Origin of the sequence: Aquitalea pelogenes (assembly GCF_001515305.1) — a bacterium.
Lineage (GTDB): Bacteria > Pseudomonadota > Gammaproteobacteria > Burkholderiales > Chromobacteriaceae > Aquitalea > Aquitalea pelogenes.
Map to the genome: position 1 here is coordinate 1 of NZ_LNQV01000057.1, position 24,467 is coordinate 24,467.

Genomic DNA, 24,467 nt, shown 5'->3' on the forward strand with positions numbered 1-24,467 from the left:
CCTGGGCTTTCTGAGCGGAAGCGTCTACTTTCTTGGCAGCGTGCTTTTTGGCGTGATGCTTTTTGGCAGCCTTTTTAGCCGGTGCGGAAGCATCAGCAGCCTGGGCTTTCTGAGCGGAAGCTTCTACCTTCTTCACGCCTTTCTTGGCGTGGTGAATCTTGGCAGCTTTGGCTTTCGGTGCGGAAGCAGCAGCCGGAGCGGAAGCGTTGGTGGCGGCGAAACCAGCAGCGGAGCTCAGACCGAAGGCGGCAGACAAAACGAGCAGGGTCAGTTTTTTCATGTTGCGTTCTCCAATATCAAGTGGGGAGTGTTCTTTCCGAGACACCGCAGTGGTGTTTCCATGAGTCGTATCCTAGCCCTGCCCAATCTGGCCGTCTGTGAGTGCTATGTAAGGTCATGTAACGCTACGTACAGGATTAGCGCCGCGTGACGGTCAGTACCTGATACACGCCACCAAACAGCGTCTCCTTGTGCCAGTCAAAATCTTCGGCCTGACTGGCATAACTGGAAATTTCATTGCGCCACAGCGCCTCGGCAAAGGGTTCCAGCACGCGGTTAACCCACTTGAGCAACCAGCCGATGGGCTGCCAGGGTGCGGGCTTGTGATAGTCGACAAACACGGCCTTGCCGCCAGCTGGCAGCTGGGAAAGCATGTTGTCGACAATGCGGTGCTTGAGATCGTCCGGCACTTCATGCAGTAAAAAGAAGCTGCAGATCAGGTCTGCCGGTTGTTCCAGCCGGTAGCTGGCGGCATCGGCCCGCTCTACGCGTGCCTGCGGGTAGCAGGCGAGCTTGCGCACACCATGTTCAACCTGCACCGGAGTGATATCGGTCAGAATGAATTCGCCATGCTTGCGCACCTTGGCCGCGGCTTTCTGTACCAGATCGCCATAGACATGCGCCACCTGCCACACCCGCATGCCGGGGCGGATTTGCTGCAAGTAGCGCTGCATCAGGCGCTGGTCATTGAGAAACAGCAGCGTGCTGACGACCAGGTTACGGTCGAGCAGCGCAGCGCGGCGCGGATTGACATAGGCCCAGTCGTAGACTTCGGTCATGTAGTCCGGCACCCCTTCGTAGTAGGGGTTGCACGGAAGCGGTGGGTGGTTGCGGCTCATGATGGCACCTCGGATTAGCTATTTGGCAAGAAATTTTAGCAAATGCTAATATGCTTTCATTTGAGCTAAACCAAGCTTTGCCTTCATCCGCCAAGTACTGAAATGCAAAACGGCCCTTTCGGGCCGTTCAAGCAAGTGACTGATTCCGCAGCGATCCCATCTGCTCATCAACCCCTTTCACTTTCCATCCGGTAAGCAAGAGGGGTCTGTCAGTCATCGGCTCGGGATACGGTTAATCTGCCAGCGTGAGCACCACGGGCGTATGGTCGGACGGGCGTTCCCATTTGCGCGGCGCCTTGTCGATGACGCACTCCACCGCCCGCGCCTGCAGGGCCGGAGTAATCAGGATGTGGTCGATACGCACGCCCTTGTTGCGGCGGAACATCATGGCACGGTAATCCCACCAGCTGTACTGCTTGTCCTCCTGGTTGAACAGGCGGAAGCTGTCGGCCAGGCCCAGGCTGATCAGGCCACGGAACGCCGCGCGCTCCGGCGTGCTGCACAGTACTTGCTCGTGCCAGCTTTCCGGGTCGTACACATCGCGGTCTTCCGGGGCGATATTGTAGTCGCCCAGCAGCGCCAGTTGTGGATGACGCGTCAGCTCATCGGCCACGTAGTCATGCAGTTTGCCCAGCCATTCCAGCTTGTACGGGTACTTCGGCGAATCAACCGCCTCGCCATTGACGAAGTAGCCACAAATCACGCGCACGCCGTTTACCGTGGCAGCAATCACCCGGCGTTGCGGGTCGTCATAGCCGGGAATACCTTGCACCACATCGTCCAGCTGCAAGGGCGCGCGTACCAGAATGGCCACACCGTTATAGGTTTTCTGGCCGAACCAGGCGGCACGATAGCCGGCGGCCTCGATCTCGGCCAGCGGGAATACATCCTGATCCATTTTCAATTCCTGCAGGCACAGCACGTCTACCGGGCTTTGCGCAAGCCATTCCAGCACCTGAGGCAGACGGACCTTGAGTGAGTTGACGTTCCAGGTGGCTAATTGCATATCTTCAGTTCTCGTTTACTTAGGGCAGCCGCTCGTAGCGGCGGCTGCATCTGAATCAGAAATCACGACGACTGCCGGCAAGGCGCAAACATGTCCAGTTGCTTGTTATAAACACTGGTGTGCACGCCCAGCACACCCAGCAGCGAGTGGAACAGGTTGTCGTGGGAATACGGCTCAGCCTTGCGACCTTCCAGACAGCGCTGGTTCAGCCCGACTTCCTGCTGGAAGCTGTCGGAGAACCACATCATCGCACCAATATGCTTTTGCGCCTCCGGTGCCAGCAGATACGGCGTACCGTGCAGATACATGCCGTTTTCGCCCAGCGATTCGCCATGGTCGGACATGTAAAGCATGCCGGTGTTATAGCGCTGCTGGTTGGCACGCAGGAAATCTATCAGGCCGGACAGCACCGTGTCGGTATACAGGATGGTGTTGTCAAAGCCGTTGACGATCTGCTCGCGCGGGCAGCGTGACAGCTCGCTGGTCTGGCATACCGGCTTGAACTGCTCCATGGCCGGCGGGTAACGCTTGTAATAGGCCGGACCATGGCTGCCCATCTGGTGCAGCACCAGCACGATGTCGCGGTCGGACTGGTCAATCTTCTGCTGCAGGTTCTGTAGCAAGATTTCATCCCAGCACTCGCCAGTACTGCACAGCTTGTCGTCCTTGCTGGTGGTGACATCTTCCAGCGTCACCCGGTTGCACACATCCTTGCAGCCGGACTGGTTATCCCGCCAGATCACGTTATAACCGGCGCGCTTGAGCACATCCAGCACGTTTTCCTGACGCGCTGCCTTGTCCCCGCTGTAATTGTCACGCCCGATATCGGAGAACATGCAGGGTACCGAGACAGCCGTTTCGGTACCGCAGGAATGCACATTGGGCAGGTTGATCAAACCCGGCTGCGCCGACAGTTTCGGATTGGTGTTGCGCGGGTAGCCATTGAGTGAAAAATGATCGGCACGGGCGGTTTCCCCCACCACCAGTACAAACACGGTCTTGCGCTTGTGCTGCTGCCAGCTGGCATCGCGTTTGGCATCTTCACCCAGCGGGCTGACCACAATGGGACCGCTATTGTAGTGGTCCTGGATATAACCGTTGGTGGCCTGGATATAGTTGAAGGGCGTCAGGTAATGGCGCAGCTGACGGTTATTGCGGAACAAGGACGCAAAATCCTGATACGCCGCAAAGGCAATGCCCACCAGCACCGCCGCCGATACCAGCAGGGTCAGCAGCCTCACCCCGCCCTCACGCAACGGGGAGCGCCACTGGATATGGCGCGTAAACAGCCACCAGCTGGGCAGCAGGCCCAGCAGCACGACAAACAGCGCCATTTTCATGGTCAGCAGATCGCGCACTTCCTTGTGATCGGTCTGTACCGCGTTCTGCACCATATGCACATCAATCATCACCCCATACTGGTTCATGAAATAGGTAATGAACGAAGTCGTCAGCAATAACAGGGCAATCAGCGGCTTGCCGATATAAGGCCAGTTGAATAGCGACAGCACGAGGTTGTAAAACGCCGTCACCAGCAGGAAGGATTCCAGCAGCAGTTTGATGCCATGGCCATCCAGCGGGCCGACAATGCGCAACATCTCGCGCCAGAATGGCAGGTTGTAAAACAGCACCAGCCCCAGCGACACCAGCAAGGTGAGGCGCTCTGGCCGGATGGAACGGTTGAAGATCATCATGTCCCCATCAACTAGGAAGGCATGCACGCAGAGCGTGCTCCACGGCACATAAACAGCATGGCACGCACAATGTCACTCATGCGGCGACGACAAGCAGGCCATGCAAGCAGTGCGGCCGGACTGCGCCGCTGCATGCGTGTTTGAAAAATCGACGCCATCTTACCCGATTAACTTCGCAACAGGATGGCGATACGCGGTTCACTGCTTGTCAGCCGCTTGCCGGGGACGCTCAGCCCCCTTGCTGCCGCCGGTTTAACCTTGTTTATCAAATGGTTGATCTGGCAAATAAACAACAGATATTTGATCAAATTTGTCATTGCACGGCAGCGCAGCTAGAATGGTCCTGTGTTCATCACCGGAGAAACAAATTGTCCAGACAATCCAAACCCCTGCATTCCCAGCAACATCCCCTCTGCCCGACCAAGAATCCTCACCGCTCTACCCTGCGCCCTTTCAGCGATGCCTTTACCCTGCGCACTCCGGGCTTTGCCCAGCGCCATCGCCTCGGCCAGACGGAGAAGACGGAAAACGGCCCCGGCAACTGATTTTAGTGAAATGGCGATTCCCGTTTGATGGCAGCACGCCGTGCCAGCCACCATCGGCAAGAATCCCGGAGACGTCATCTCACTGAAAGCACCAGACAACACCGCCATCAGGCGGTGTTTTCATTTGCGCTTGCGACAGCCAAAAAAATACCCCCAAGGGGGATTGGGGGCAGGAAAAGACACAATATCGATGTCCTTGGGGGCAGGGATAAGCGTCTGGCTCGCTTGCTGCTCTTGGAGATAACCCGTTGAGCAAAGATTAGAGCCAGCGCAAATCAGGGGAGTTCCCTCCCCCGTGCAAATATTTGTCAGCGCGTCAGGCGGCTTCTTCCACCATGCCGGAATGGCGCAACAGCGCGTCAATCTGCGGGTCACGGCCACGGAAGGCACGGAAGGATTCCAGCGCCGAACGGCTGCCACCAACGGCGAGAATCTCATCCCAGAAGCGCTTCCCGGTGGCAGCATTGGCACCACCTGCCTCTTCGAAAGCCGCATAGGCATCTGCCGACAGCACTTCCGCCCACTTGTAGCTGTAATAGCCTGCCGAATACCCACCGGCAAAGATATGGCTGAAGCTGTTGGGGAAGCGGTTGTAAGACGGCGGGAAGTTCACCGCCACTTCCTGACGGACGGTATCGAGCAGCGCCAGCCAGTCGCCGGTGCTGGCATCAAAATCGGTGTACAGCAGCATGTCGAACAAGGAAAACTCCAGCTGACGCACCGTCATCATGCCGCTCTGGAAGTTCTTGGCGGCCAGCATCTTGTCGAACAGCGCACGCGGCAGGGTTTCGCCGGTTTCGGCATGGGCGGTCATGCCTTGCAACACCTCCCATTCCCAGCAGAAGTTTTCCATGAACTGGCTGGGCAGCTCCACCGCATCCCATTCCACGCCATTGATGCCGGAAACACCCAGCTCCTCTACCTGCGTCAGCATGTGGTGCAGGCCGTGACCAAACTCGTGGAACAGGGTGATTACTTCGTCGTGGGTGAACAGCGCCGGCTTGTCACCAACCGGGCGGGTGAAATTGCAGGTGAGGTAAGCCACCGGGGTTTGCATGGTGTCGCCCTTCTTGCGACGGCCACGGGCGTCATCCATCCAGGCACCGGGGCGCTTGCCTTCGCGCGAGTACAGATCGAAGTAGAAGCTGCCTACCAGCTGGCCATCCTTGATGATGTCGTAGAAGCGCACATCGTCATGCCATACCGGAGCGCTGCTCTCGCGCACCTGCACCCCATACAGGGTGTTGACCACCCCGAACAGGCCAGGCAACACCTTGCTTTCCGGGAAGTACTGTTTCACTTCCTGTTCGGAGAAGGCATAGCGTGCCACGCGCAGTTTTTCGGCAGCGTAAGCAATATCCCAGGCTTGCAGGTCGGAGAGGCCCAGCTCCTTGCTGGCAAAGGCTTCCAGCTCGGCACGGTCTTTCAGTGCAAAAGGCTTGGCACGGGCCGCCAGGTCGCGCAGGAAAGCAATGACTTGCGCCGGGCTTTCCGCCATCTTGGTGAACAAGGACAGCTCGGCATAATTGGCAAAACCCAGCAGTTGGGCTTCTTCACGGGTGAGCTGCAATTTTTCGCGGATGATTTCGGTATTGTCGTGCTCGGGCAGGCCGAACTCCGACGCGCGCTTCACATAGGCGTCGTACAGCTTCTGGCGCAGCGCGCGGTTGTGCGCGTACTGCATTACCGGGAAGTAAAACGGGAACTGCAGGGTGATCTTGTAACCGGTTTTTTCATCAGCCTGAGCGGCAGCGGCAAACAGGGCCAGCGCGTCTTCCGGCACGCCATCCAGCTCGCTGGCGTCTTCCAGATACAGGCTGAAGGCGTCGGTAGCGTCCATCACGTTCTGTTCGAAACGGGCGGACAACTCGGCCAGACGGCTCTGGATGGCGGCATAGCGCTGGCGCTGTGCTTCCGGCAGCTCGGCACCGGACAGGCGGAAATCGCGCAGATCATTCTGGATGATCTTCTGCCGTGCGGCATTGTAGCCAGCATAGTCCGGGCTGGCCTCAATGGCCTTGAACTGGCCGAGCAAGGCCAGGTTCTGTCCCAGTTCGGTCCAGAATTCGGAAATCGGCGCGATATTGGCATTGTAGGCATCACGCAGTTCCGGGGTATTCACCACCGCATTCAGATGCCCCACCACGCCCCAGGCACGCGACAGGCGTTCGGTGGCGTCGGTAAGCGGGTCGACAAAATTCTCCCAGTTCGGGCTATCCACATGGGCGGTCAGCTGCGCCACGGTGTGACGGGCCTCGCTCAGCAATTGCGCGATGGCCGGGCTGATGTGTTCCGGACGAATCTCGGCAAAACGTGGCAGTCCGGTAAAGTCGAGGAGCGGATTCAGGCTCATTGTTCACTTTCTGTGGCAAATGGCAGCCGCTGGCGGGGAACGGTGCCGGTATCGGAATAGACGGTAGCAGGCCAACAGGCTACCGCCATTGCTATATGATAGGGAATCTCGAACCTGTTAGATGAGGACGTTCTGATGAATCGCAATATCCGCCCCTACGATGGCAGCACGCCGCAGATTGCCGACTCCTGCTATATCGACCCTGCAGCCGTGGTGATTGGCGATGTCACGCTGGCGGAGAATGCCTCGGTGTGGCCCTTTGCCGTGATCCGCGGTGATGTCAACGCCATTCATATCGGTGAAGGCAGCAATATCCAGGACTTTGCCATGCTGCACGTCACCCACAAGCGCGATAGCGACCCTGTCGGCGCACCGCTAAACATCGGCAAGCATGTCACCATCGGCCATCACGTCACCCTGCACGGCTGTACCATTGGCGATGAAGTGCTGGTAGGCATTGGCAGTATCATTCTGGACCGCGCCATCATCGAAGACCGGGTGCTGATTGGCGCCGGTAGCCTGGTGCCACCGGGCAAGCGGCTGGCGTCGGGTTATCTGTACCTGGGCAATCCGGTAAAACAGGCCCGCAAGCTGACCGAACAGGAGTTGGCCTACTTCAAGTATTCCGCCGAGCACTACATTCGCGTAGCCAACAAGCACAAACCGAATCTGGAATGAATTCCCGCAGGAGATAAAGCCATGCCGCCACGGTTGCGTAATGCCAAAGAGAGTGACGCAGCAGCCATTGCCGCGCTGATGTTGCCCGAAAGCAGCAGCCAGGGCGGTAGTCTGCATGGCGATTTCCCGCTGGAAAAAATCAGCCACTGGCTGACACAGGCCTTGGCCGATGGCATGCCGATAGTGCTGGCGGAAGACGCTGCCGGCCTGCTGGGCGTAGTGTTTACCAGTAGCAGCCGGCATCAGGACAGCCCGGTGGCAGTGCAGATGGCCAGGCTGCATCGTGGTGCCGGGCCGTTCTATTTCTATGGCCCGGTTTGCCTTGCCCCACGGGCACGCGGCCAGGGCTTGCTGAGCGCCATGTGGCAGCAGCTACAGCAGCAGCTGCCCGGCCAGCAGGCCGTGCTGTTCATACATGCCGACAACCAGGCATCGCTCAAAGCCCACACACGGCTGGGCATGGTGGTGGATGCGCAATTCGAACTTGATGGCCAGCCCTGCGTATTACTGAGCAGCCGCTGATCGCCATGGCCTGCCAGCCGGGTGGGCATTTCCCCTCTTTAATCTCCACCTGCTCCGCTTGTCTGATCAAGCATCATCCCGGCGACGGGGGAATAGATTCTTGCCAGCTGGCGGTAACAACTTGAACTTGTCCACCGACACCCCCTTCCCGCCTTGCAAGGGCGCACGGCCATTGCGCTACTCCCGACGCAGTCCAACCATTCTTTAGACAAGGCTGACCGTCAAAACTGGCTGAGTGGACATTGCTGATGCAAATGTCACACAGTTTAATGCCCGATCCATAGTCCCAAGCGACGGGTCACCACGGCATGCAGGCATCCGAAAATCAACTACGGCAAGAGGCCAAACCGGGCAAACCCCGCTGGCCGCGCTATGTCATGTTGATTGTTGCCTGCACCATCCTCTCGACGCTGATCAGCTTCTATACCACCGCAGTCAACAGCACCAAGGACGCTCCGCTGACCGGCTTCTGGCTCAAGGCTGCCGCGCCCGGCTTCATGCTTTCCTGCTTCTGGACACTGTTGCGCTACAGCGGCTGGCTGCTGGCAGGCTGGGTTGTGGATCACCGCAATGCCTTGCATCTTGCCGCGTATCACCAGGAAGAACAGCGCCGCAAAGCACGGCTTTATATCCCGCATATCGCCTTGCTGGGCCCGGCCTGCATCCACGCGGGGGATCGCCAGGTTCTGCTCCGGCAACAAAGAGAAAAACCGGTGCCTTTCTGCAATCTGTTAGCAGTACCGCAGTTTGAATCCGCGGCACCGCCCTATCTGGCAGAGCCGGAATCCACCACCGAAGCAGAAGATGGCCAGCAGGATAAAGACGCCACCAGATGGCAGGCTTATGCGGCTGACGACGAGGTAGTTGCCGATGATGAAACCGGCGAAGAAATCGACATCCTGCTAGCGGACGATGCAACAGCATCCGGCATGCCATTCGGGGAAGAAGAACAGGAACAACCCCTTCCCGCTGACCAATACCTCCCCGCCAAACTGGCTGCCATGATGGCCGATTGGCCGCCAGCGGTGTGGCACACATCAGTCGCGGTTTCCTGGCATGGCAGCGAAGACGCGTGGTTACGCTTTCGGCGGCATGCCAGCGAACAGGGCATCTTGCTGACGTCCCAGCCTCAGCGCTTGCACAGCCCGGATGACATCGATCAGGTGATTGATGCACTCCATGCCCGGCAACACAGCGGCTATCACCTGCTGGCAGGCATCGTCACGCCTGCGGCCAGCTTCGGGGCAAGCCATGGCCCACCCGCTGCCGAAGCCGCCTTTGCCATGCTGGCAAGCCATACCGGTGCAGGTGCCAGCCTGTCCCGACCGGTGCTGTTCCGCGCACCCGAACATCTTGCTTTGGCACAGCGCAATGCTGCACTGACCAGTCCACCCACCTCCTTTTTCAGCCTGAACCGTAACAGCCCGGAAGAACTGTCCGCAGCAGGCTGGCAAATCGACGCCGTGGAGCATGAGCCTTACTGGGGGAATCCCGGTGCGTTGGGCTGCTGGATCATGGCGGCAATGGCACTGGAAGCCGCGATGCTAAGGCAGCAAGCGGTTGGCTGGCACGCCCGGCAGGAAAACCAGCACTGGGCAGGGATTGCTCTGCCGCCCGAAGCAGGCACAACAGGAGCCAGCACATGAGATTTGTCATCCGCCAGGGCTGCCGTATTACCGGCCGCGGCGAAGTCGTGGAAGGCATGGTTGATGGACCGACATTGCGTGGCATTCCGGTGTCCTTCATCGGAGCCAGGGTGCGTTGTGACGTTTGCAACAGCATCGGTGTCATCGCCATGGCCGGCACGCGCGGCTCGCTGGGGCAAAACAATATCAAGGGCAAAACCCTGGCACTCAACAATGATCTGGTGCTGTGCCGCTGCCCTGTTCATCCACGCCTCATTCACGACTGCCAGGAATGGCAGGTCACCATCTGACCCACCCCAGGCCCCAGCCCATGCGTAACCCCTACCAGCTCACCTTCCCCTCCCGTTTCCAGCTCGCACCGTCCGTGCATTCCTTTCAGCTTGAAGAAGCACTGGACAGCCCTTACCACCTCAGCGTGGCCGTCACCCTGCCAGACACCGACCTCCCCCTGGCCCGCCTGATCGGCCAGCCGGTTACCTTCACCCTCACCCCGCAATCCACCGCACCGCCGCTGCGCATTCCCGGCATCCCGCCACTACTGGACGCGCAGGCAGGACAGCGCAGCTGGCACGGGGTGGTGCGTCAGGCGCAGCGTGGCCGCAGCAGCCGGGAAGAAACGCTGTACACCTTCGACATCGGCCCGCGCCTGGCCTTGCTGCAGGACAGTCGCACCACCCGCCTGTTCCAGAACATGACAGTGGCGCAGGTGATGGAAGCCTTGCTGCGCCAGCATGGGCTGGAGGGCAGCGATTTCCGTTTCACCCTGACCGGCGCACAAGCGGTGTACGCGCATCTCACCCAGTTCCGCGAAACCGATCTGGCTTTTCTCTCCCGCCTGGCCGCGCAGGCCGGCATCTTCTTCCAGTTCAGCCAGTCCAGCGACGGCAAGGATGTCATCCTGTTTGGCAACGATCTGGAGCACTACAGCCGCAATCATCTGCACCCGGTCGCCCTGCGCGAGCAGGCCGGGCTGGAAAGTGTCGGCACCGAGGCGGTCACCGCCTTCAACATCCGGCACCGTCCTATGCTGCACACTACGCGGCGGCGCAACTTCAACGACATGGCCGCCAGTCCACTGCCCGATGGCCGTGCCGGGTTTGCCGGGGAGGTGCCCGCCGCGCATGGCGAGGACTACGACTGGGGCGATGACAATCGCGATGACGAGGAATCCACCCGGCTGGCGCAGATCCGTCACCAGCTGTCGGTCAGCCGGCAATGCATGGCCAGTGGCGACAGCAATGTCAGCTGGCTGCAACCCGGTGCCGTGCTGAAACTGACGCAGGCTTTTGCCGACGCCCCGCACGGCTGGCTGATCAGCCGCGTCAGCCACCACGGCAGCCGCGACAGCGCCTACCAGAACAGCTTTCACGCCATTCCGGCGGATCGCGTCTGGCGGCCCGCCCTGCTTGCCAAACCGCGCATTCACGGCACCCTGCCCGCCATGGTGGTGAGCCCGGGCAATAACAGCTATCACTACCCCTTCATCGACGAGCATGGCCGCTACCGCGTGCGCTTCCTGTTCGACCTGGACAACTGGAGCCCAGGCGGCGACTCGCGCGCGGTGCGGCTGGCCAAACCGTTTGCCGGACGGCAATTCGGTTTTCACATGCCCATCCACGCCGGCACCATCGTCCACCTCGCCTTCAGCGATGGCGACCCGGATGCACCCTACATCGCCGCCATCACCCATGACAACGAGCGGCCAGACCACATCACCAGCCAATGGCACAGCCGCAATGTCATCCGCACCAAGGCCAACAACAAGCTGCGCATGGAGGATTTGCAGGGCAAGGAACACATCAAGCTGGCCAGCGAATACGGCAAAAGCCAGCTGAATATCGGCCACCTGGTGGATGCCGCCCGCGCGCCACGCGGCGAAGGGTTTGAACTGCGTACCGACCACTGGGGTGCCATCCGCGCCGGCAAAGGCCTGCTCATCAGTGCCGAAGGCAAATCCGTCGCCGCTACCCCGCAACTGGACATGGCCGCAGCGCTGCACCAGCTGGAACAGGCCAACCGGCTGGCCAAGGCCCTGGCCGATGCCGCCACCACCGCCAGAGCTCTGCCGCCGGATGTCCAGGCCCAGGTCGACCTGCTGCAACAATCGCTCAAACAGCTGGCACAGGCCGGCATCCTGATCAGCGCCCCGGCCGGCATCGGCCTCACCACCCCGCACACCATCCAGCAATCAGCAGGCAGCACCTACGCCGTCACCGCCGGGCAGCACATCAGCCAAGCCGCCCTGGGCGACATCCGCAGTAATGCCAACGGCGCCATCAGCCTGTTTGCCCGCAGCGGCGGCGCACGTCTGTATGCCAACCAGGGCAGCGTAGACATCCAGGCACAAGGCGGCCCGCTGGCGGTGTCGTCAGCCAAAGCACTGAGGCTGAACAGCAACCAGCACATCAGCGTGGCCGGGCACGACAGCATCGAACTGGCAGCCGGCGGCCATGGCATCCGCATCAGCGCCAAGGGGGTTGAAGTGTTTGGGGATATCAAGCTGCACGGCACGCTGAGTAATGAGGGAAAGGCGGGGCTGGCTAATCCAGTCAGCGCATTCCCCAAAACCGAATTAAGCCTTGATCAGAACTACTCGGAATGAAGGGTATTGATTATTCGCCAGCTCATCATTCAATCCGAACAAGGAATAAACATGTTAATCGGACCACCGGTACTACTAAAACCAGCACAAGCACAAACCACCACCCAAAAAGAAGATAGGGCATGGCTGGAAAGCATGATGCCCAATCGCGACAGGGGGGGATTTCCAGTAGGGAAATCCGGCCAATGGCACCCCGGCCTGCACATTACCGGCTTTGTCGGATCGGGGGACAACAACGCCGTATGGGCGATCGCCGACGGTGCCGTCATGTATTACGCCGAGGACAAAGGGACAGACCTCAGCGAGCACGCCAACTCCAGCGGAGTGGTGATCATCAGGCATGAAACCCAGATTGGCAGCGAGGCAGAAGGCTGCATTGTGTATTACTCCTGCTATCAACACCTGCAAGTCATCAATGAAGCAATCAAGACAGCCTACGCCAAGGGCAGCCCCGTCTATAGAAAAGACCTGATTGGCCATGTCGGTAACGTGGCAGACAATAGCGGCATCCATTTTGAAATTTTTTGCAGCGGCGCAAATGTAAAGAAAATCACCGGTCGCAGCAGCGGCAAGCTGAACCTCGCCAAATCCGGCCGGAAAAACATTGTTTACGGCGATACCCACTACTACATCCCGGCAGGCACTCCCTTATATTTCCAGGCGACAGCGCCAGATTACAGCGCATCCACCCTCAAAAATCCGACACTGAGTACGACAGATTTATACGTCACCATCAAATTTGAAAAGGGAGAAGTCACGATAAGCAGCAAGTTATTAAAAGACAATCAATACATCAGCATCCCACAGCGCGCTAAAGACAACAAATTCTACCAGGCATACGAATACAAGCTCTATAACCGAGCAGTCAAGATAGGCGAACAGTATAAAAAAATCGCCCCCAGCGCAATTTATGAAATGCTGAAATTTGGCCGCATCATTGATGAGGTCAACACCCAGAAAATTGGCCATGACATTCCACACTGGCATCAGATTGACACACCACAGGGCCTGGCCTGGGTCAATCTCAATGCCGCACCCGCCCAGGGCGCAAAGCCCATTACCGTATTTAGTGATGGCGATTTCCCGGACTGGGCAGACTGGACCCTCATCGATGATGATCCGGTTGATAACGGCCTGTGTGATAGCAAAATCATTCATTCACTACTGTATCCAGCGGGCAGCGAGAAAAACGTAGCCGCATTACAACGGGCATTAACTGACCCGGCTGTCAGTAGCAAACTATCAAAGATGATTTGCAAAATTCCCAGCGAATGGGACAAAGCAAAGAAGGCAGTGCGCCAACAATGGCGCAAAGTGGCATCCCCGCTCAACCCCATACCACTAGACAATAGCAAATTCCAGAAATTAATGGACGACCTGGACAAAGCCTGCTTCTGGCAGCGATTCGTCGACAACAACAATAAATTCCCCAGTGCTTGTCTACCTACAGTAGACAATGTCAGCAAGGCATTTTACCAGGGCGCGATAACGGAGGATGTCTGGTTCTTCAACCCCAGGGAGTTCATCCTGCATTTCAGGAAATGTAATTGGCTGTCGGAGTTTGAATTTGCGCAATTACTGCCAAGAACGCTCAAATACCTTCACGGCACACAATTCAAAACCGAATCCAAGAGTTGGGAAGCAGCATTCTCCACGTCCAAAACCTGGACAAAGGCACTATGCCAAGGCTTTAACAAATATGGAATATTACATAGCAAAGGCAGATTAGCCCATTTTATTTCCCAGACCATTCCAGAAACAAGTTATCTGGCATTTTTAGCCGAGCCACATGATCCAAGCGCAGAATACGAGCCTTATTGGGGACGCGGCATTATTCAACTCACTCACTTCAAGGCCTATGAGGAATATGGCAAATTCCGAGGAATACCATCCGCCAAAAATGTACAGCTTGGCGTGTATGCGAAATTAGGCTGGAACCCGGACAATCTGATTGCAAAGCCAGGAGCGCCCAGCCCAAAAAATAAAAAACCTCCATCCATCAATAATATATTTGGCTGCATCGATAGCAGTGGCTTTTATTGGATTAGTAAAATATTTAAAAAATTTACCAGCATGCACGCCCTGTGCGATCCGGGCTGCACAATTAATGACAGCATTGGGGTCAGCAAAGGGATTAATGGCGACTATAACAATCATCAGATCAACGGGCTTGAGCGACGATTACAAACTTTGGAGTATTGCAAATGGATTTTGCATGATGCCATCCCACCCAAAGACAGTGTAAACATCACCTTTATCTGGCGCAGAAATAGCAAGAGAGAAAAAATTAATGATAATGAAAAAGAAAAATTTATCCCCACCACACATACACTAACTTTACCTTATATTTTGCAAAGACCTTAGACATTACATAAACATCATAACCAATTTAAAGGATATGCATATGAAAATAATTACACACCTAACATGCTTTTTTGTTGCGCTAGCGAGCTTCTCAGCTAATAGCCGGGAAAATCCAACCGCAGAAATAGATAAAATTCGCCCAGACTGCTATTCATCACGAGAAAAGAATGAGTTCATATTTATTACCCTAGGCCTCTTTAATGACAGGCGCCTAGGCGGCTTTGTACAACACAATAACGGCCCTATCATTCACCTTAGATATCTATACCCTGAATATATAGACATGACAGGATCAAACAATGATAGTCAGTCACACACTTATGCCGAAATGATGAACAATAAAATGACTGGATACTACACTTACACTTGGTATAGAGGAGACTCGCCAATGCTCGAATATCGTCCCAAGAAAAAAAATCAATCGTATTTTCTCAGATTCGACTCAGGCGCGGACGACTCAAAAATACCTTACGTTGCATGCGACTGGTCCAAATCAGATCGACTATCAGAAGAAGAAAATAACTAAATATGTTATATAAAAATATAAACACAAAAAAGACATCCATATCAAAGAAAATCAACCAACACAGCTGTCTTTCATTTTGCTACTGCACCGCATGCAAACGGGGAAAACCTAGCTTATTGAATAAATCATTAAACGTGACCGCGTGAAGTATTTGTTTTGATTTGTGCAATTTATTTACTAAGGACTGTCATGTTAAGAAAAATCACCGGCCTAGCAAGCGCCCTTATTGCGACCACGGCGCATGCATCCGTACCAGCAGCCACTTCAGAAAACAGAATTAATAGAACTAACACCTACTGCTTTTCTGCCATGGGAGATAAAAAGCCTATTTTTATCAGCCTAATCCTGCCGCAGGGCCCACGCCGCGATGTTTATGTGCAATACAACAATGGGGCTAAAATTCGCTTGAAATATTCCAACCATAAAGACATTACAGTAAAGGGAGGGAAATTTAAAAACTATCGCTATGTATACACAGAAATAATTAACAAAAAAAAGACCGGTTTTTATTCATTTTACTTGCATGGTGATGGCCTATCTGTTTTTAACTATGTCCATAGAAAGGGGCCCAAGGAATATTTCTTCTTCCCTGATTATGGTGCAGCCAAGGCTAGCCCACCTGCCAGTCTGTGCGACTGGTCCAAATCAGATTTACTGGATGGTGATGAAAGCAAATAACACCCAGCGTTTTCCACCAGTAACGACAAAGGCAGGGCGCATAGGCCGGCCAGTAGTCACTCAAACCACATATTGATTTGCAATAACTCCGCCAGCGCTGACCGTGTGTAAGCGTGAATGTCCTTTGAATTGCATTGCCAAACGTGAGAGGCCATCGCCATGACCAGCCTGCCAAGCTCTTCCCCTACCCCGCGCCGCGTTTACTGGATACCCCTCATCCTGTTTGCAATTGGAGCACTGGCGCTGTTGCTGGTCTGGTTGTATGGCAAAACGCTGTTTCAGGGGCCGACGGATGGCTTCTTGTTGCAAACCAGTCTTTTCTTCTGGGCCGTGTTACTGCCAACCCTGGCGGTATTTGTCTGGTTACTGCTGCTGATCCGGGGGCCTGCTGCGTTGTCGGTGCCTCGCTTTCACCGTGCCAACACCACTATGGATGGCAGGTCGGAGGGCCTGGATTCCGTTCTGCAATACATGCGCCATCAGTACCCCGGCAAATGGCGCAGCATCAAGCCATGGGTGGCAACGCTATTGCCGGAGAAGGTAGTGTCCAGCCTGGCGGATGTCGACCAGACCCCGGCACCGCTCTGGCTGGATAGCCCGGATGCCTTGCTGCTGCACATCACCCCGGAACAGCCAGCAAAGCGCCTCGCCCGTTTGCGTGGCCGTTGGCGTGTGCCGTTGGATGCCGTCACCCTGGTGGCGGACACATTGCCAAAAACCGGGAGTATGCAGCTGCAACAGCTGCTGGATTTGAATGCACGCTGTCAGTGGCGGCTGCCGGTCTGCCTTGCCCTCACTGGCTGGACGGTACCGGAGCAGGGCATTTCCTGCGTGCTGACCCAACCCGGCGATGCGGCACAAACGCGGGCCGACTTGCGCCAGCTGGTCTGGCAGAGCGCCATTGACGGACAGGCAGCCTTGCTGGCGCATAAGGGCTCTGCCACGCTGGCCTTTTCCGCTGCGCTGGATCAGCCCGGCGTGATTGATGATCTGGCCGAATCCCTGACGCAGATCAGCCGCCACCTGCCAGACGGGCAGCACATCATTCGCCTGGCGTGGATTGCCAGTGCTGACTTATCGCATATTGCGGGCCATGTGGTGGAAGATTGTGTGCAATGTGCACCGCGCAGGCATCAACTTACGCTGACCGACCTCATCGGCTGGCTTGTGTGTGCCCTGTCCCTGCTGCTGGCGGTGGCGGTGGGGGTGTCCGCCGTGCGCAATCACACCTTGGTGGTGGATGCCAAGGCCCGCATCGCCCAGCTGAATGCCGCCCGCACCATCAGGCAGGCCTTGCCAGCCTTGCTGAGCACCCAACAGTTATTGCAGCAGCTGTCACAGCAAGCCAACGCCGGTATTCCCCTGCTGTCGCGCTTTGGCCTGAACCTGAATGACAGGGTGCAGGCACCGCTGTTTTCCGCTTACGGCAAGGCTGCCCGGCAGTGGGTGATTACGCCTGCGCAACAGGATATCCAGCGCGTTTTGCTTGAGCTGAACAAGCTGCCGCTGTCCGGCGGTGGCGAGGCGATTGCGCTGGCCAGCAAGGTGGGGTTTGACAGTCTGAAAGCCTATTTGATGCTGGACACACCGTCCCGCACGCAGGCGGTATTCCTGTCGGATCAACTACGCCTGCGCAGTGGATCCGACGGCCAGCCGCAAGCAGACATCATGCGGTTTTATGCGCAGCATCTGGCGGCACACCCGGAATGGAAGCTGGCGGCCAGCCCTGCCGTGGTATCCGCTGCCCGGCAGACCTTGCTTGGCCTCAATGGCGTGGAGCATGGCGACGAAACGATTTACCAGTCCATCCTGCAACAGGCGGCTGACAAATATCCGGCCCGCACCGCCAGTAGCCTGCTGCCGGGGGTGGATAACCGTGGCCTGTTCCTTCTGCCCGGCACCCTGCCCGGTGCCTATACCCGCGAAGCATGGGATGGCCATGTCCGCACGGCCATCGAAAATGCCGACCCGAAACAGGGCGGCGAAGCGCTATGGGTGATGGGGGCAGAAGCTGCACGCAGTGAAGGCAGCCTGCTGAAAACCCGCTTGCAGCAACGTTATTTCAATGACTACGCCGCCGCCTGGCAACACTGGCTGAACGGGCTGCGCTGGCAATCTGCCAACAGTCTGTCCAGCACGGTGGAGCAATTGAGCACTTATGCCGACCCGCAACGCTCGCCGCTGCTGGCCTTGATGAGCATGATCCAGTATCAGGGGCAGGCTGGCATGGCGGAAAAGTCCCTGGCCAGTGACTTGCTGGACAAAACCCGCGCACTGGTGGGCAAGTCCGGTGACAAGGCGGCCATGCAGCAGACACAGCCTTCCGCCCCGCTGGCTCGTGCCTTTGGGCCCTTGTTGCGGCTGACTGCGCCGGATGATGCACAAGCCAGCCAGACAATCAGCCTGGCGCGCTATCTGGAATCCGTCACCTCGGTGCGGCTGAAGCTGCAACAGCTGGCCTCCTCGCCCAACCCCGATGCCGCTTCCCGCCAGCTGGCTCAAGCGCTATTCAAGGGCGAACAGAATGCGCTGGCCCATGGCCAGGAGTACGCGGCCATGCTGGCGGCCAGCCTGGGGGCAGAATGGGCCGGTTTTGCGCAGCAGCTGTTTGTCAGCCCGCTGGATAGTGCCAATCAGGTAGTGATACTGCCTGCAGCCTTTGACATCAATGATTTGTGGCGCCGTAGCATCTACCTGCCCTGGGGTAGTCAGCTGGCCGGACGCTTTCCCTTCAATGCAAGCGATAACGACAGCTCCATTCCGGTGCTGACCGGCTTTCTGGCCCCGGAACAAGGCGCGATTGCCCGCTTTCTGGGCAGTACACTGGCCGGAGCGCTGGTGCAGGAAGGCGATCAATGGCTGCCCAGCCCCACCTTACAGAATGCCGCACCTTTCGATGCCGACTTCCTCAATGCGGTGAATGCACTGAGCCGCCTGTCCAGCCTGCTGTATGCCGAAGGCGATGCCGCTTACCAGTTTGAGCTGCGCCCGGTTGCCATGCCGGGCCTGGCCGAAACCACGCTGATGATTGATGGCCAGGCATTGAAGTACTTCAACCAGCACGAGGCCTGGGTAGCCATGCATTGGCCGCAGACAGGGCAGCCCGGTGGCACTTATTTACAGTGGCTGTCGCTGGCTACCGGCACACGGCAAACGCTGGAATTCAGCGGCCGCTGGGCCTTCGTCCGCTTGCTGGAAAAAGCCAGGGTCGTACAACTGGACAAAGCCCGTTTTCAACTGGACTTTGCCCTGCCTGATGGCTTGACCGCACGTTATATCCTGCGCACCACTGCTGGCGAGGGGCCGCTGGCCTTGCTCAAGCTGTTGCAGTTCAAGCTGCCGTCACGGGTGTTTGCCTTGCCCGCGACCTCCACTGCCGCCAAGGAAAACATCAGCGCCACACGCTGATGCAATGAAGATGCAATGAACTGGCCACAGCAATACGACAGGGCTGAGCGCGCAGCGGCTTGCTGTATGCCCTGCCCGGTTGCCGGTTCCTGCCTCTGGCGCATGGTGGTGACAAAGGCCCTGTTGCATGATGTCCGGCCCGGATTGCCAAGACCTGCTTGTAAATGATGTAGCCATTTCACAGGCAATTCTAAGCATTTGGCATTAAGTCATGTCATGGAACTGTCATTCTCAGGGTCTACACTGCGCAGCATCCATTGTGCAGAAGCTGCAATCATGTCTCTTATCAAGCGTTTATGGCTGACCATCCTGTTTACCGTGGCCAGCCTGCTGATTGTGCTGGCCGTTACCAGTCAGCAATTGTTCTCCCTCACCCGGCATGTGGATGACTACAGCCAGCATCAGCAACTGTCGGCCAATCTTTACCAGTTCAAGGCCAGCGTGCTCAGCCTGTCCCGTGCCGACCCCTTGCAGCCGGAAACGGCCAAGCATCTGCAACAGGTCAAGCAGCAGGTCAAGCAACTGGGCAGCCGCATTGCCGCGGCCTTGCCTGCGGACAGTGCGGAAAAGTTTGCACAGCAAAGCAATATGCTGTGGCAGCAATACGCCAAGAATCTGGAAAGCGCGCTGACCATTGCCGAAACCGCGCCACAAGATGCGCTGTCGATTCCGGAACAGGCCTATCAGCAAAGCCTGGTGCCGCTGGTGGCACTGCTAGACCAACAACTGGTGCTGGCCGGCAAGGATCAGGCCGCAGAAGAAGCAGCCATGCATGCCATGCTGCAACAGCTGGCCATCATCATTCTGGGGCCTTTGCTGCTGGCCAGTGTGGCAGTGGTGCTGATTCAGCTGGCACTGGCACGGCGCTTGAAAATGCAGATGGCCGCCATGGGACGTGCCGTGGATGCACTGAGTGAAGGCAATCTGGCTGCCCGCTTGCCGGAACAGGGGCAGGATGAACTGGCGCAAATGGCCGCACGCATCAACCGCTTTCTGGAACGACTGGGCGAGCTGTTGAGCAATGTGCATCAGCACGCCAGCCGTAATCAACGCGACAGCCAGCAATTGCAGCTAATCACCAGCCAGGCCGCCGATGCCAGCCGCTTGCAAAGCGGCAAGGCCAATCTGAGCAACGAGGCAGCAGCACAAATTGCCAGCCAGGCCGAGAGCGTGGCGCAATTCATTGCCCAGGCCGAAGGCGGATCGCAACAGGCGCTGCAACGCACCGAGCATGCCCGCCAGTTGTGCAGTGCCAATGCCTCTGCCATGCAGGACCTGGCCGCTCGCATTGATTCCGCCATGCAGGAAATGCAACAGCTGAACCAGTCGATTGGCGATATCGCCCAGATCAGCACCCTGATTCGCGATGTAGCCGACCAGACCAATCTGCTGGCGCTCAATGCAGCAATTGAAGCTGCCCGTGCCGGCGAGCAGGGCCGGGGTTTTGCCGTGGTGGCGGATGAGGTACGCAAGCTGTCCGAGCGCACCGCCAGCGCCACCTCGCGCATTTTTGACTGCCTGTCGCAGGTGGAAACGGTAAAGCAGTCGCTGGGCGACGCCATTGATACCGCCGGCAAGGCCAGCCATGACAACCAGCATGCCCAGCAGGCACTGGACACTGCCCTGTCCGGCGTGGACCAGTCACTGGCCGAGCTGGACCAGCTGATGGGGCAGATCAGCCAGGTGCGCCAGCAACAGAGCGAGGCCGGCAACAGCATTCGCCAACACGGTTTTGAACTGGCCCACCTGGCCAGCAGCATCGACGAACAAATGCGCAATGCCCACCCGGTCATGCACCAACTGGCGGAGTCTGCCGGGGTACTGCACCAGGCGCTCAGCTGGTTCCGGCTGCAACCCCAGCCATGATATTGCTCCATGCAAAAACGGCAGCCACTGCGGGCTGCGTTTTGCTTTTACTACTGCGGAACAAGCTGCTTACAGCACAGCCAGCGCGGCGTCGTAGTTGGGTTCGTTGCCGATTTCGGCCACCAGCTCGCTGTACAGCACGGTGTTGTCGGCATCCAGCACCACCACGGCGCGGGCAGTCAGGCCAGCCAGCGGACCGGAAGCCAGCTTCACGCCCCAGGCTTGCAGGAAGTCGGCATTGCGGAAGGTGGACAGGTTCACCACGTTTTCGATGCCTTCGGCGCCGCAGAAACGCTTTTGTGCAAACGGCAGGTCGGCAGAAACGCACAGCACCACGGTGTCGGCCTTGCCAGCGGCTTTTTCGTTGAACTTGCGTACCGAAGTGGCGCAAGTCGGGGTATCCACGCTGGGGAAGATGTTGACGATTTTCTTCTTGCCGGCAAAGTCGGCCAGGGTCACGTCAGCCAGATCACCATTGGTCAGAGTCAGGGCCGGAGCCTTGTCGCCCTTGACCGGCAGGGTGCCTGCCACTTCAACCGGGTTACCGCGCAGGGTTACAGATGCCATCTTCATTTCCTTCAGGCAAAGGCGGCCAATGCTGCGACCGGCCGCCGGGGTGGAGATGCACTCAGTGTGGGGCCTGGCGGCAGAAAATCAACCCTGCCGCCAGTCAGCCTATTCTTCCAGCTTGAGTCCCAGCTCGTTCAGCACTTCACGCGCACTGCGAAATGCTTCCACGGCCGCCGGGGCGCCGCCGTACACCGCGCTGTGCAACAGTACCTCGCGGATTTCCACCAGGCTGGCACCGTTGTTGATGGCACCGCGCACATGGCCTTTCAGCTCGGTGCTGCGGCCCAGCACCGCCAGCATGGCGCAAGTGATCAGGCTGCGGGTTTTCAGGTCCAGCCCCTCGCGCTGCCAGGTGCTGCCCCAGGCGTGTTCGTTCAGCCAGTCCTGCAAGGGGGCGGAAAAGCCATCCAGATTGCTCATCGCCCGTTCGACAAAGGCCTCACCCATCACCTGGGTGCGGCGGGCCTTGCCGGCGGCGCGGTCTTGCTCGCTCATGTCGCTTCCTTTCCGAGGTTGAAATCGGCCTGCCGTCTCAGGACAGCAAACTGCCCAGCACTTGCACCAGCCGTGCGCATTCGGCATCGGTACCGATGCTGATGCGCAGGTACTGGTTGATACGCGGCGCAGTGAAATGGCGCACGATCACCGCCTGCTGGCGCAAGCCGGTGGCCAGCATGGCGGCATCGTGCTGCGGGTGGCGGGCAAACACGAAATTGGCCGCCGAGGGCAATACTTCAAAGCCCAGTGCCTGCAATTGCGCTGTCAGTTGTTCCCGCGTGCACATCACCGCCTGGCAGGTGTGGCGGAAGTAGTCGTCGTCTTCGAACGACGCCACCGCCCCGGCCAGCGCCAGCCGGTCCAGCGGATAGGCGTTGAAGCTGTTTTTCACCCGCTCCAGCGCCTCGATCAGCGTGGCATCACCCACCGCATAGCCCACACGCAGCCCGGCCAGCGAGCGCGATTTGGACAGGGTGTGCACCACCAGCAGATTGGGATAGTCATTCACCAGCGCGATGGCAGTTTCACCACCAAAATCGACATAGGCTTCGTCGATCACCACCACCTGGTCGGGATGGTCATCCAGCAGCTGGCGGATGGCAGACAGCGGCAGCAGCCGGCCCGTGGGCGCATTCGGATTGGCCAGAATCACTCCGCCGCAGGGCTGGCGGTAGTCCTCCACCCGGATGGACAGGCTGTCATCCAGCGGAACCTGTTGCGCCTGAATGCCGAACAGGCCGCAATACACCGGATAAAAACCATAGCTGATGTCCGGCATCAGCAAAGGCTGTTCGTGCTTGAGCAGGGCCTGAAACACAATGCCCAGCACCTCGTCCGAGCTGTTACCCACGAACACCTGCGGGCGGCTGACACCGTGGTAGCCGGCAATCGCATCCTTCAGCTTGTCGCCGCTCGGGTCCGGGTACAGGCGCAGGCTGTCATCGGTGGCGGCACGGATGGCCTCCAACACCCTGGGCGATGGCCCGTAGGGATTTTCATTGGTATTGAGCTTGATCAGCGTATCCAGCTTGGGCTGCTCGCCCGGCACATAGGGGGTGAGCTGATGCACCACCGGACTCCAGAAACGACTCATGATTCAACCTTTCCCGGCCGCGCCCAGCGCAGCCTGTAGTTCATTGAGAGCGGCTAACAAAATAGCATCGCGCCCCTGATGCAAGGCGCGCCGACGCAGCAGCATTTTGTCAGCGGCTGTTAACGTCCTGCGCTGCGCGCCGACAGCAACACGCCGCCCAGAATGGCAGCAATCCCCAGCAGGTGATAGCCATGGATAGCCTCACCCAGCAACAGCATGGACAACAAGGCACCAAAAGCCGGCATCAGATGAATGAAACTGCCGGCCCGCGCCGCACCAACCCGCGCCACGCCCTGATTGTAAAAATGATAAGCCAGTACCGAAGGCAGGGTGCCGACATAGGCAAAACTGGCCAGCGTGGTGACATTCAGCACCGCCCGCCGTCCCTGGGCATATTCCAGCAAAAACAGCGGCAGGATGGCCAGCAGGCCGATGGCCACCAGCAGGGTGAGCAAGCCCAGCCGGTCCAGCCCGGCGGGCAGGCCACGCAACAACAGGGTATACACGGCCCAGGCCAGCATGGCGGTAAACACCAGCGCATCGCCATGGTTGATATCCAGCGTCAGCAAGCGTGCCGGTTCGCCATGCGCCACCAGCAGCAACACCCCGGCAAAAGACAGCAACACCGCAGCCAACTGGCGACGATTGAGCGGCAGGTGGAAAAACAGCGCCCCCAGCAGCACGATCAGGATGGGAATGAAGGAATTGAGCAGCACGCCATTGGTGGCGCTGGTGGATTGCAAACCCAGGTAAACCAGCGAATTGAAACTGGCAATGCCCAGCAAGGCCAGCAGGATGATGCGTCGCCAGTGCGGCTGCCACAGCGGGCGCTGCGCCAGCATGGGCTTGAGGCCGACAGGCAGCAGCACGGCCAGCGCAATCAGCCAGCGGCCAAAAGCCAGGGTCAGCGGTGGAATGCTGGCATGGACGGCACGGCCCAAGACGAAGTTGCCAGCCCAGAACAGGGCAGCCAGGGTAAGCAGACAGTAAGCGGCAGTATGGGAAGAACGCGGTGAGCTCATGGTTTCAACCATGCCATGCCGGGCGGAAGGCTGGCAACTGTTTTGCGGCGCAACATGCATGCACTCACGCTGGCGAGCAGACCGGGATGAGGATTGCGTCTTCTCACTTCCTCTGCCCGCTACGCGGAACTGTTTTCATGGCGGGGCTACCCGCCGTGCAGGCAGGGGAGCTGCGTCGCCAGCTCCCCTGCACCCCTAGGCGACCCCGGGTTGCGCGTATTTCCGCCGTATCCGCGCCGGGCAAGGCGCCACCGAACTCGCCATTCGCTAACGTCGAA

19 protein-coding genes are annotated in these 24,467 nt (G+C 58.1%); 10 read left to right on the forward strand and 9 right to left on the reverse strand.

The genetic code is table 11. From position 1 onward, the window contains the following. From AWT75_RS18000 to AWT75_RS18015, 4 genes are all read right to left on the reverse strand, one after another. A partial coding sequence (locus AWT75_RS18000) for an acid-shock protein (RefSeq protein ID WP_204377097.1) occupies window positions 1-280 on the reverse strand: 280 nt, incomplete at its 3' end. Window positions 281-416: 136 nt separating this feature from the next. Beyond that, on the reverse strand, window positions 417-1,118 hold the full coding sequence (rquA, locus tag AWT75_RS18005) for a rhodoquinone biosynthesis methyltransferase RquA (protein WP_062790948.1): 702 nt from the start codon (window positions 1,116-1,118) through the stop codon (window positions 417-419). Between the two features lie 232 nt (window positions 1,119-1,350). Next, window positions 1,351-2,124 carry an exodeoxyribonuclease III gene (gene xth, locus AWT75_RS18010; RefSeq protein ID WP_045848950.1) on the reverse strand — a complete coding sequence of 258 codons (774 nt, stop codon included), beginning with the start codon at window positions 2,122-2,124 and terminating at the stop codon, window positions 1,351-1,353. Window positions 2,125-2,186: 62 nt separating this feature from the next. Further along, complete coding sequence (locus AWT75_RS18015) at window positions 2,187-3,818, reverse strand: phosphoethanolamine transferase (RefSeq protein ID WP_062790950.1); 1,632 nt, start codon at window positions 3,816-3,818, stop codon at window positions 2,187-2,189. 368 nt (window positions 3,819-4,186) lie between these two features. On the opposite strand from AWT75_RS18015, the gene AWT75_RS21750 reads away from it, so the two are divergent. Further along, on the forward strand, window positions 4,187-4,363 hold the full coding sequence (locus AWT75_RS21750) for a hypothetical protein (protein ID WP_156157109.1): 177 nt from the start codon (window positions 4,187-4,189) through the stop codon (window positions 4,361-4,363). Between the two features lie 316 nt (window positions 4,364-4,679). Here AWT75_RS21750 and AWT75_RS18025 read toward each other — a convergent pair whose 3' ends face one another. Next, window positions 4,680-6,716, reverse strand: a complete 2,037-nt coding sequence (locus tag AWT75_RS18025) for a M3 family metallopeptidase (protein ID WP_062790954.1) — start codon at window positions 6,714-6,716, stop codon at window positions 4,680-4,682. Window positions 6,717-6,851: 135 nt separating this feature from the next. Here AWT75_RS18025 and AWT75_RS18030 point away from each other — a divergent pair, with 135 nt between their 5' ends. From AWT75_RS18030 to AWT75_RS18065, 9 genes are all read left to right on the forward strand, one after another. Next, complete coding sequence (locus AWT75_RS18030; protein ID WP_062790956.1) at window positions 6,852-7,394, forward strand: gamma carbonic anhydrase family protein; 543 nt, start codon at window positions 6,852-6,854, stop codon at window positions 7,392-7,394. Between the two features lie 21 nt (window positions 7,395-7,415). After that, window positions 7,416-7,916: a GNAT family N-acetyltransferase gene (locus AWT75_RS18035; protein ID WP_045848945.1), complete on the forward strand. Its 501-nt coding sequence runs from the start codon at window positions 7,416-7,418 to the stop codon at window positions 7,914-7,916. Between the two features lie 308 nt (window positions 7,917-8,224). Then, window positions 8,225-9,562, forward strand: coding sequence for a hypothetical protein (locus tag AWT75_RS18040; protein ID WP_062790958.1), 1,338 nt, complete (start codon window positions 8,225-8,227; stop codon window positions 9,560-9,562). Continuing rightward, the gene (locus AWT75_RS18045; RefSeq protein WP_062790960.1) at window positions 9,559-9,852 is read left to right on the forward strand and encodes a PAAR domain-containing protein; all 294 of its coding nucleotides are present in this window, start codon (window positions 9,559-9,561) and stop codon (window positions 9,850-9,852) included. The genes AWT75_RS18040 and AWT75_RS18045 overlap by 4 nt, the downstream gene beginning before the upstream one ends. A gap of 20 nt (window positions 9,853-9,872) precedes the next feature. Further along, a complete protein-coding gene (locus tag AWT75_RS18050; RefSeq protein WP_062790962.1) occupies window positions 9,873-12,164 on the forward strand; it encodes a type VI secretion system Vgr family protein in 2,292 nt (763 codons plus the stop codon). 6 nt (window positions 12,165-12,170) lie between these two features. Then, window positions 12,171-14,528: a M23 family metallopeptidase gene (locus tag AWT75_RS18055; RefSeq protein ID WP_153013376.1), complete on the forward strand. Its 2,358-nt coding sequence runs from the start codon at window positions 12,171-12,173 to the stop codon at window positions 14,526-14,528. Between the two features lie 715 nt (window positions 14,529-15,243). Beyond that, window positions 15,244-15,732 (forward strand): hypothetical protein, encoded by a 489-nt coding sequence (locus AWT75_RS21400; protein WP_153013377.1) that lies wholly within the window; start codon window positions 15,244-15,246, stop codon window positions 15,730-15,732. A gap of 159 nt (window positions 15,733-15,891) precedes the next feature. Continuing rightward, a complete protein-coding gene (locus AWT75_RS18060) occupies window positions 15,892-19,140 on the forward strand; it encodes an ImcF-related family protein (RefSeq protein ID WP_062790966.1) in 3,249 nt (1,082 codons plus the stop codon). A gap of 276 nt (window positions 19,141-19,416) precedes the next feature. Further along, window positions 19,417-21,006, forward strand: a complete 1,590-nt coding sequence (locus AWT75_RS18065) for a methyl-accepting chemotaxis protein (RefSeq protein WP_062790968.1) — start codon at window positions 19,417-19,419, stop codon at window positions 21,004-21,006. Window positions 21,007-21,075: 69 nt separating this feature from the next. On the opposite strand, the gene tpx is transcribed toward AWT75_RS18065, so the two are convergent. The 4 genes from tpx to AWT75_RS18085 all read right to left on the reverse strand — a co-directional run bounded on the left by tpx (window position 21,076) and on the right by AWT75_RS18085 (window position 24,189). Continuing rightward, a complete protein-coding gene (gene tpx / locus AWT75_RS18070) occupies window positions 21,076-21,573 on the reverse strand; it encodes a thiol peroxidase (RefSeq protein ID WP_062790974.1) in 498 nt (165 codons plus the stop codon). Window positions 21,574-21,681: 108 nt separating this feature from the next. Next, window positions 21,682-22,071 (reverse strand): carboxymuconolactone decarboxylase family protein, encoded by a 390-nt coding sequence (locus AWT75_RS18075; RefSeq protein ID WP_062790970.1) that lies wholly within the window; start codon window positions 22,069-22,071, stop codon window positions 21,682-21,684. 37 nt (window positions 22,072-22,108) lie between these two features. Next, entirely contained in the window at window positions 22,109-23,167 is a 1,059-nt protein-coding gene (gene hisC, locus AWT75_RS18080) for a histidinol-phosphate transaminase (RefSeq protein WP_062790972.1), read from the reverse strand. A 119-nt stretch (window positions 23,168-23,286) separates the two neighbouring features. Beyond that, window positions 23,287-24,189: a DMT family transporter gene (locus AWT75_RS18085; RefSeq protein ID WP_062790976.1), complete on the reverse strand. Its 903-nt coding sequence runs from the start codon at window positions 24,187-24,189 to the stop codon at window positions 23,287-23,289. Between the last annotated feature and the right edge of the window lie 278 nt (window positions 24,190-24,467).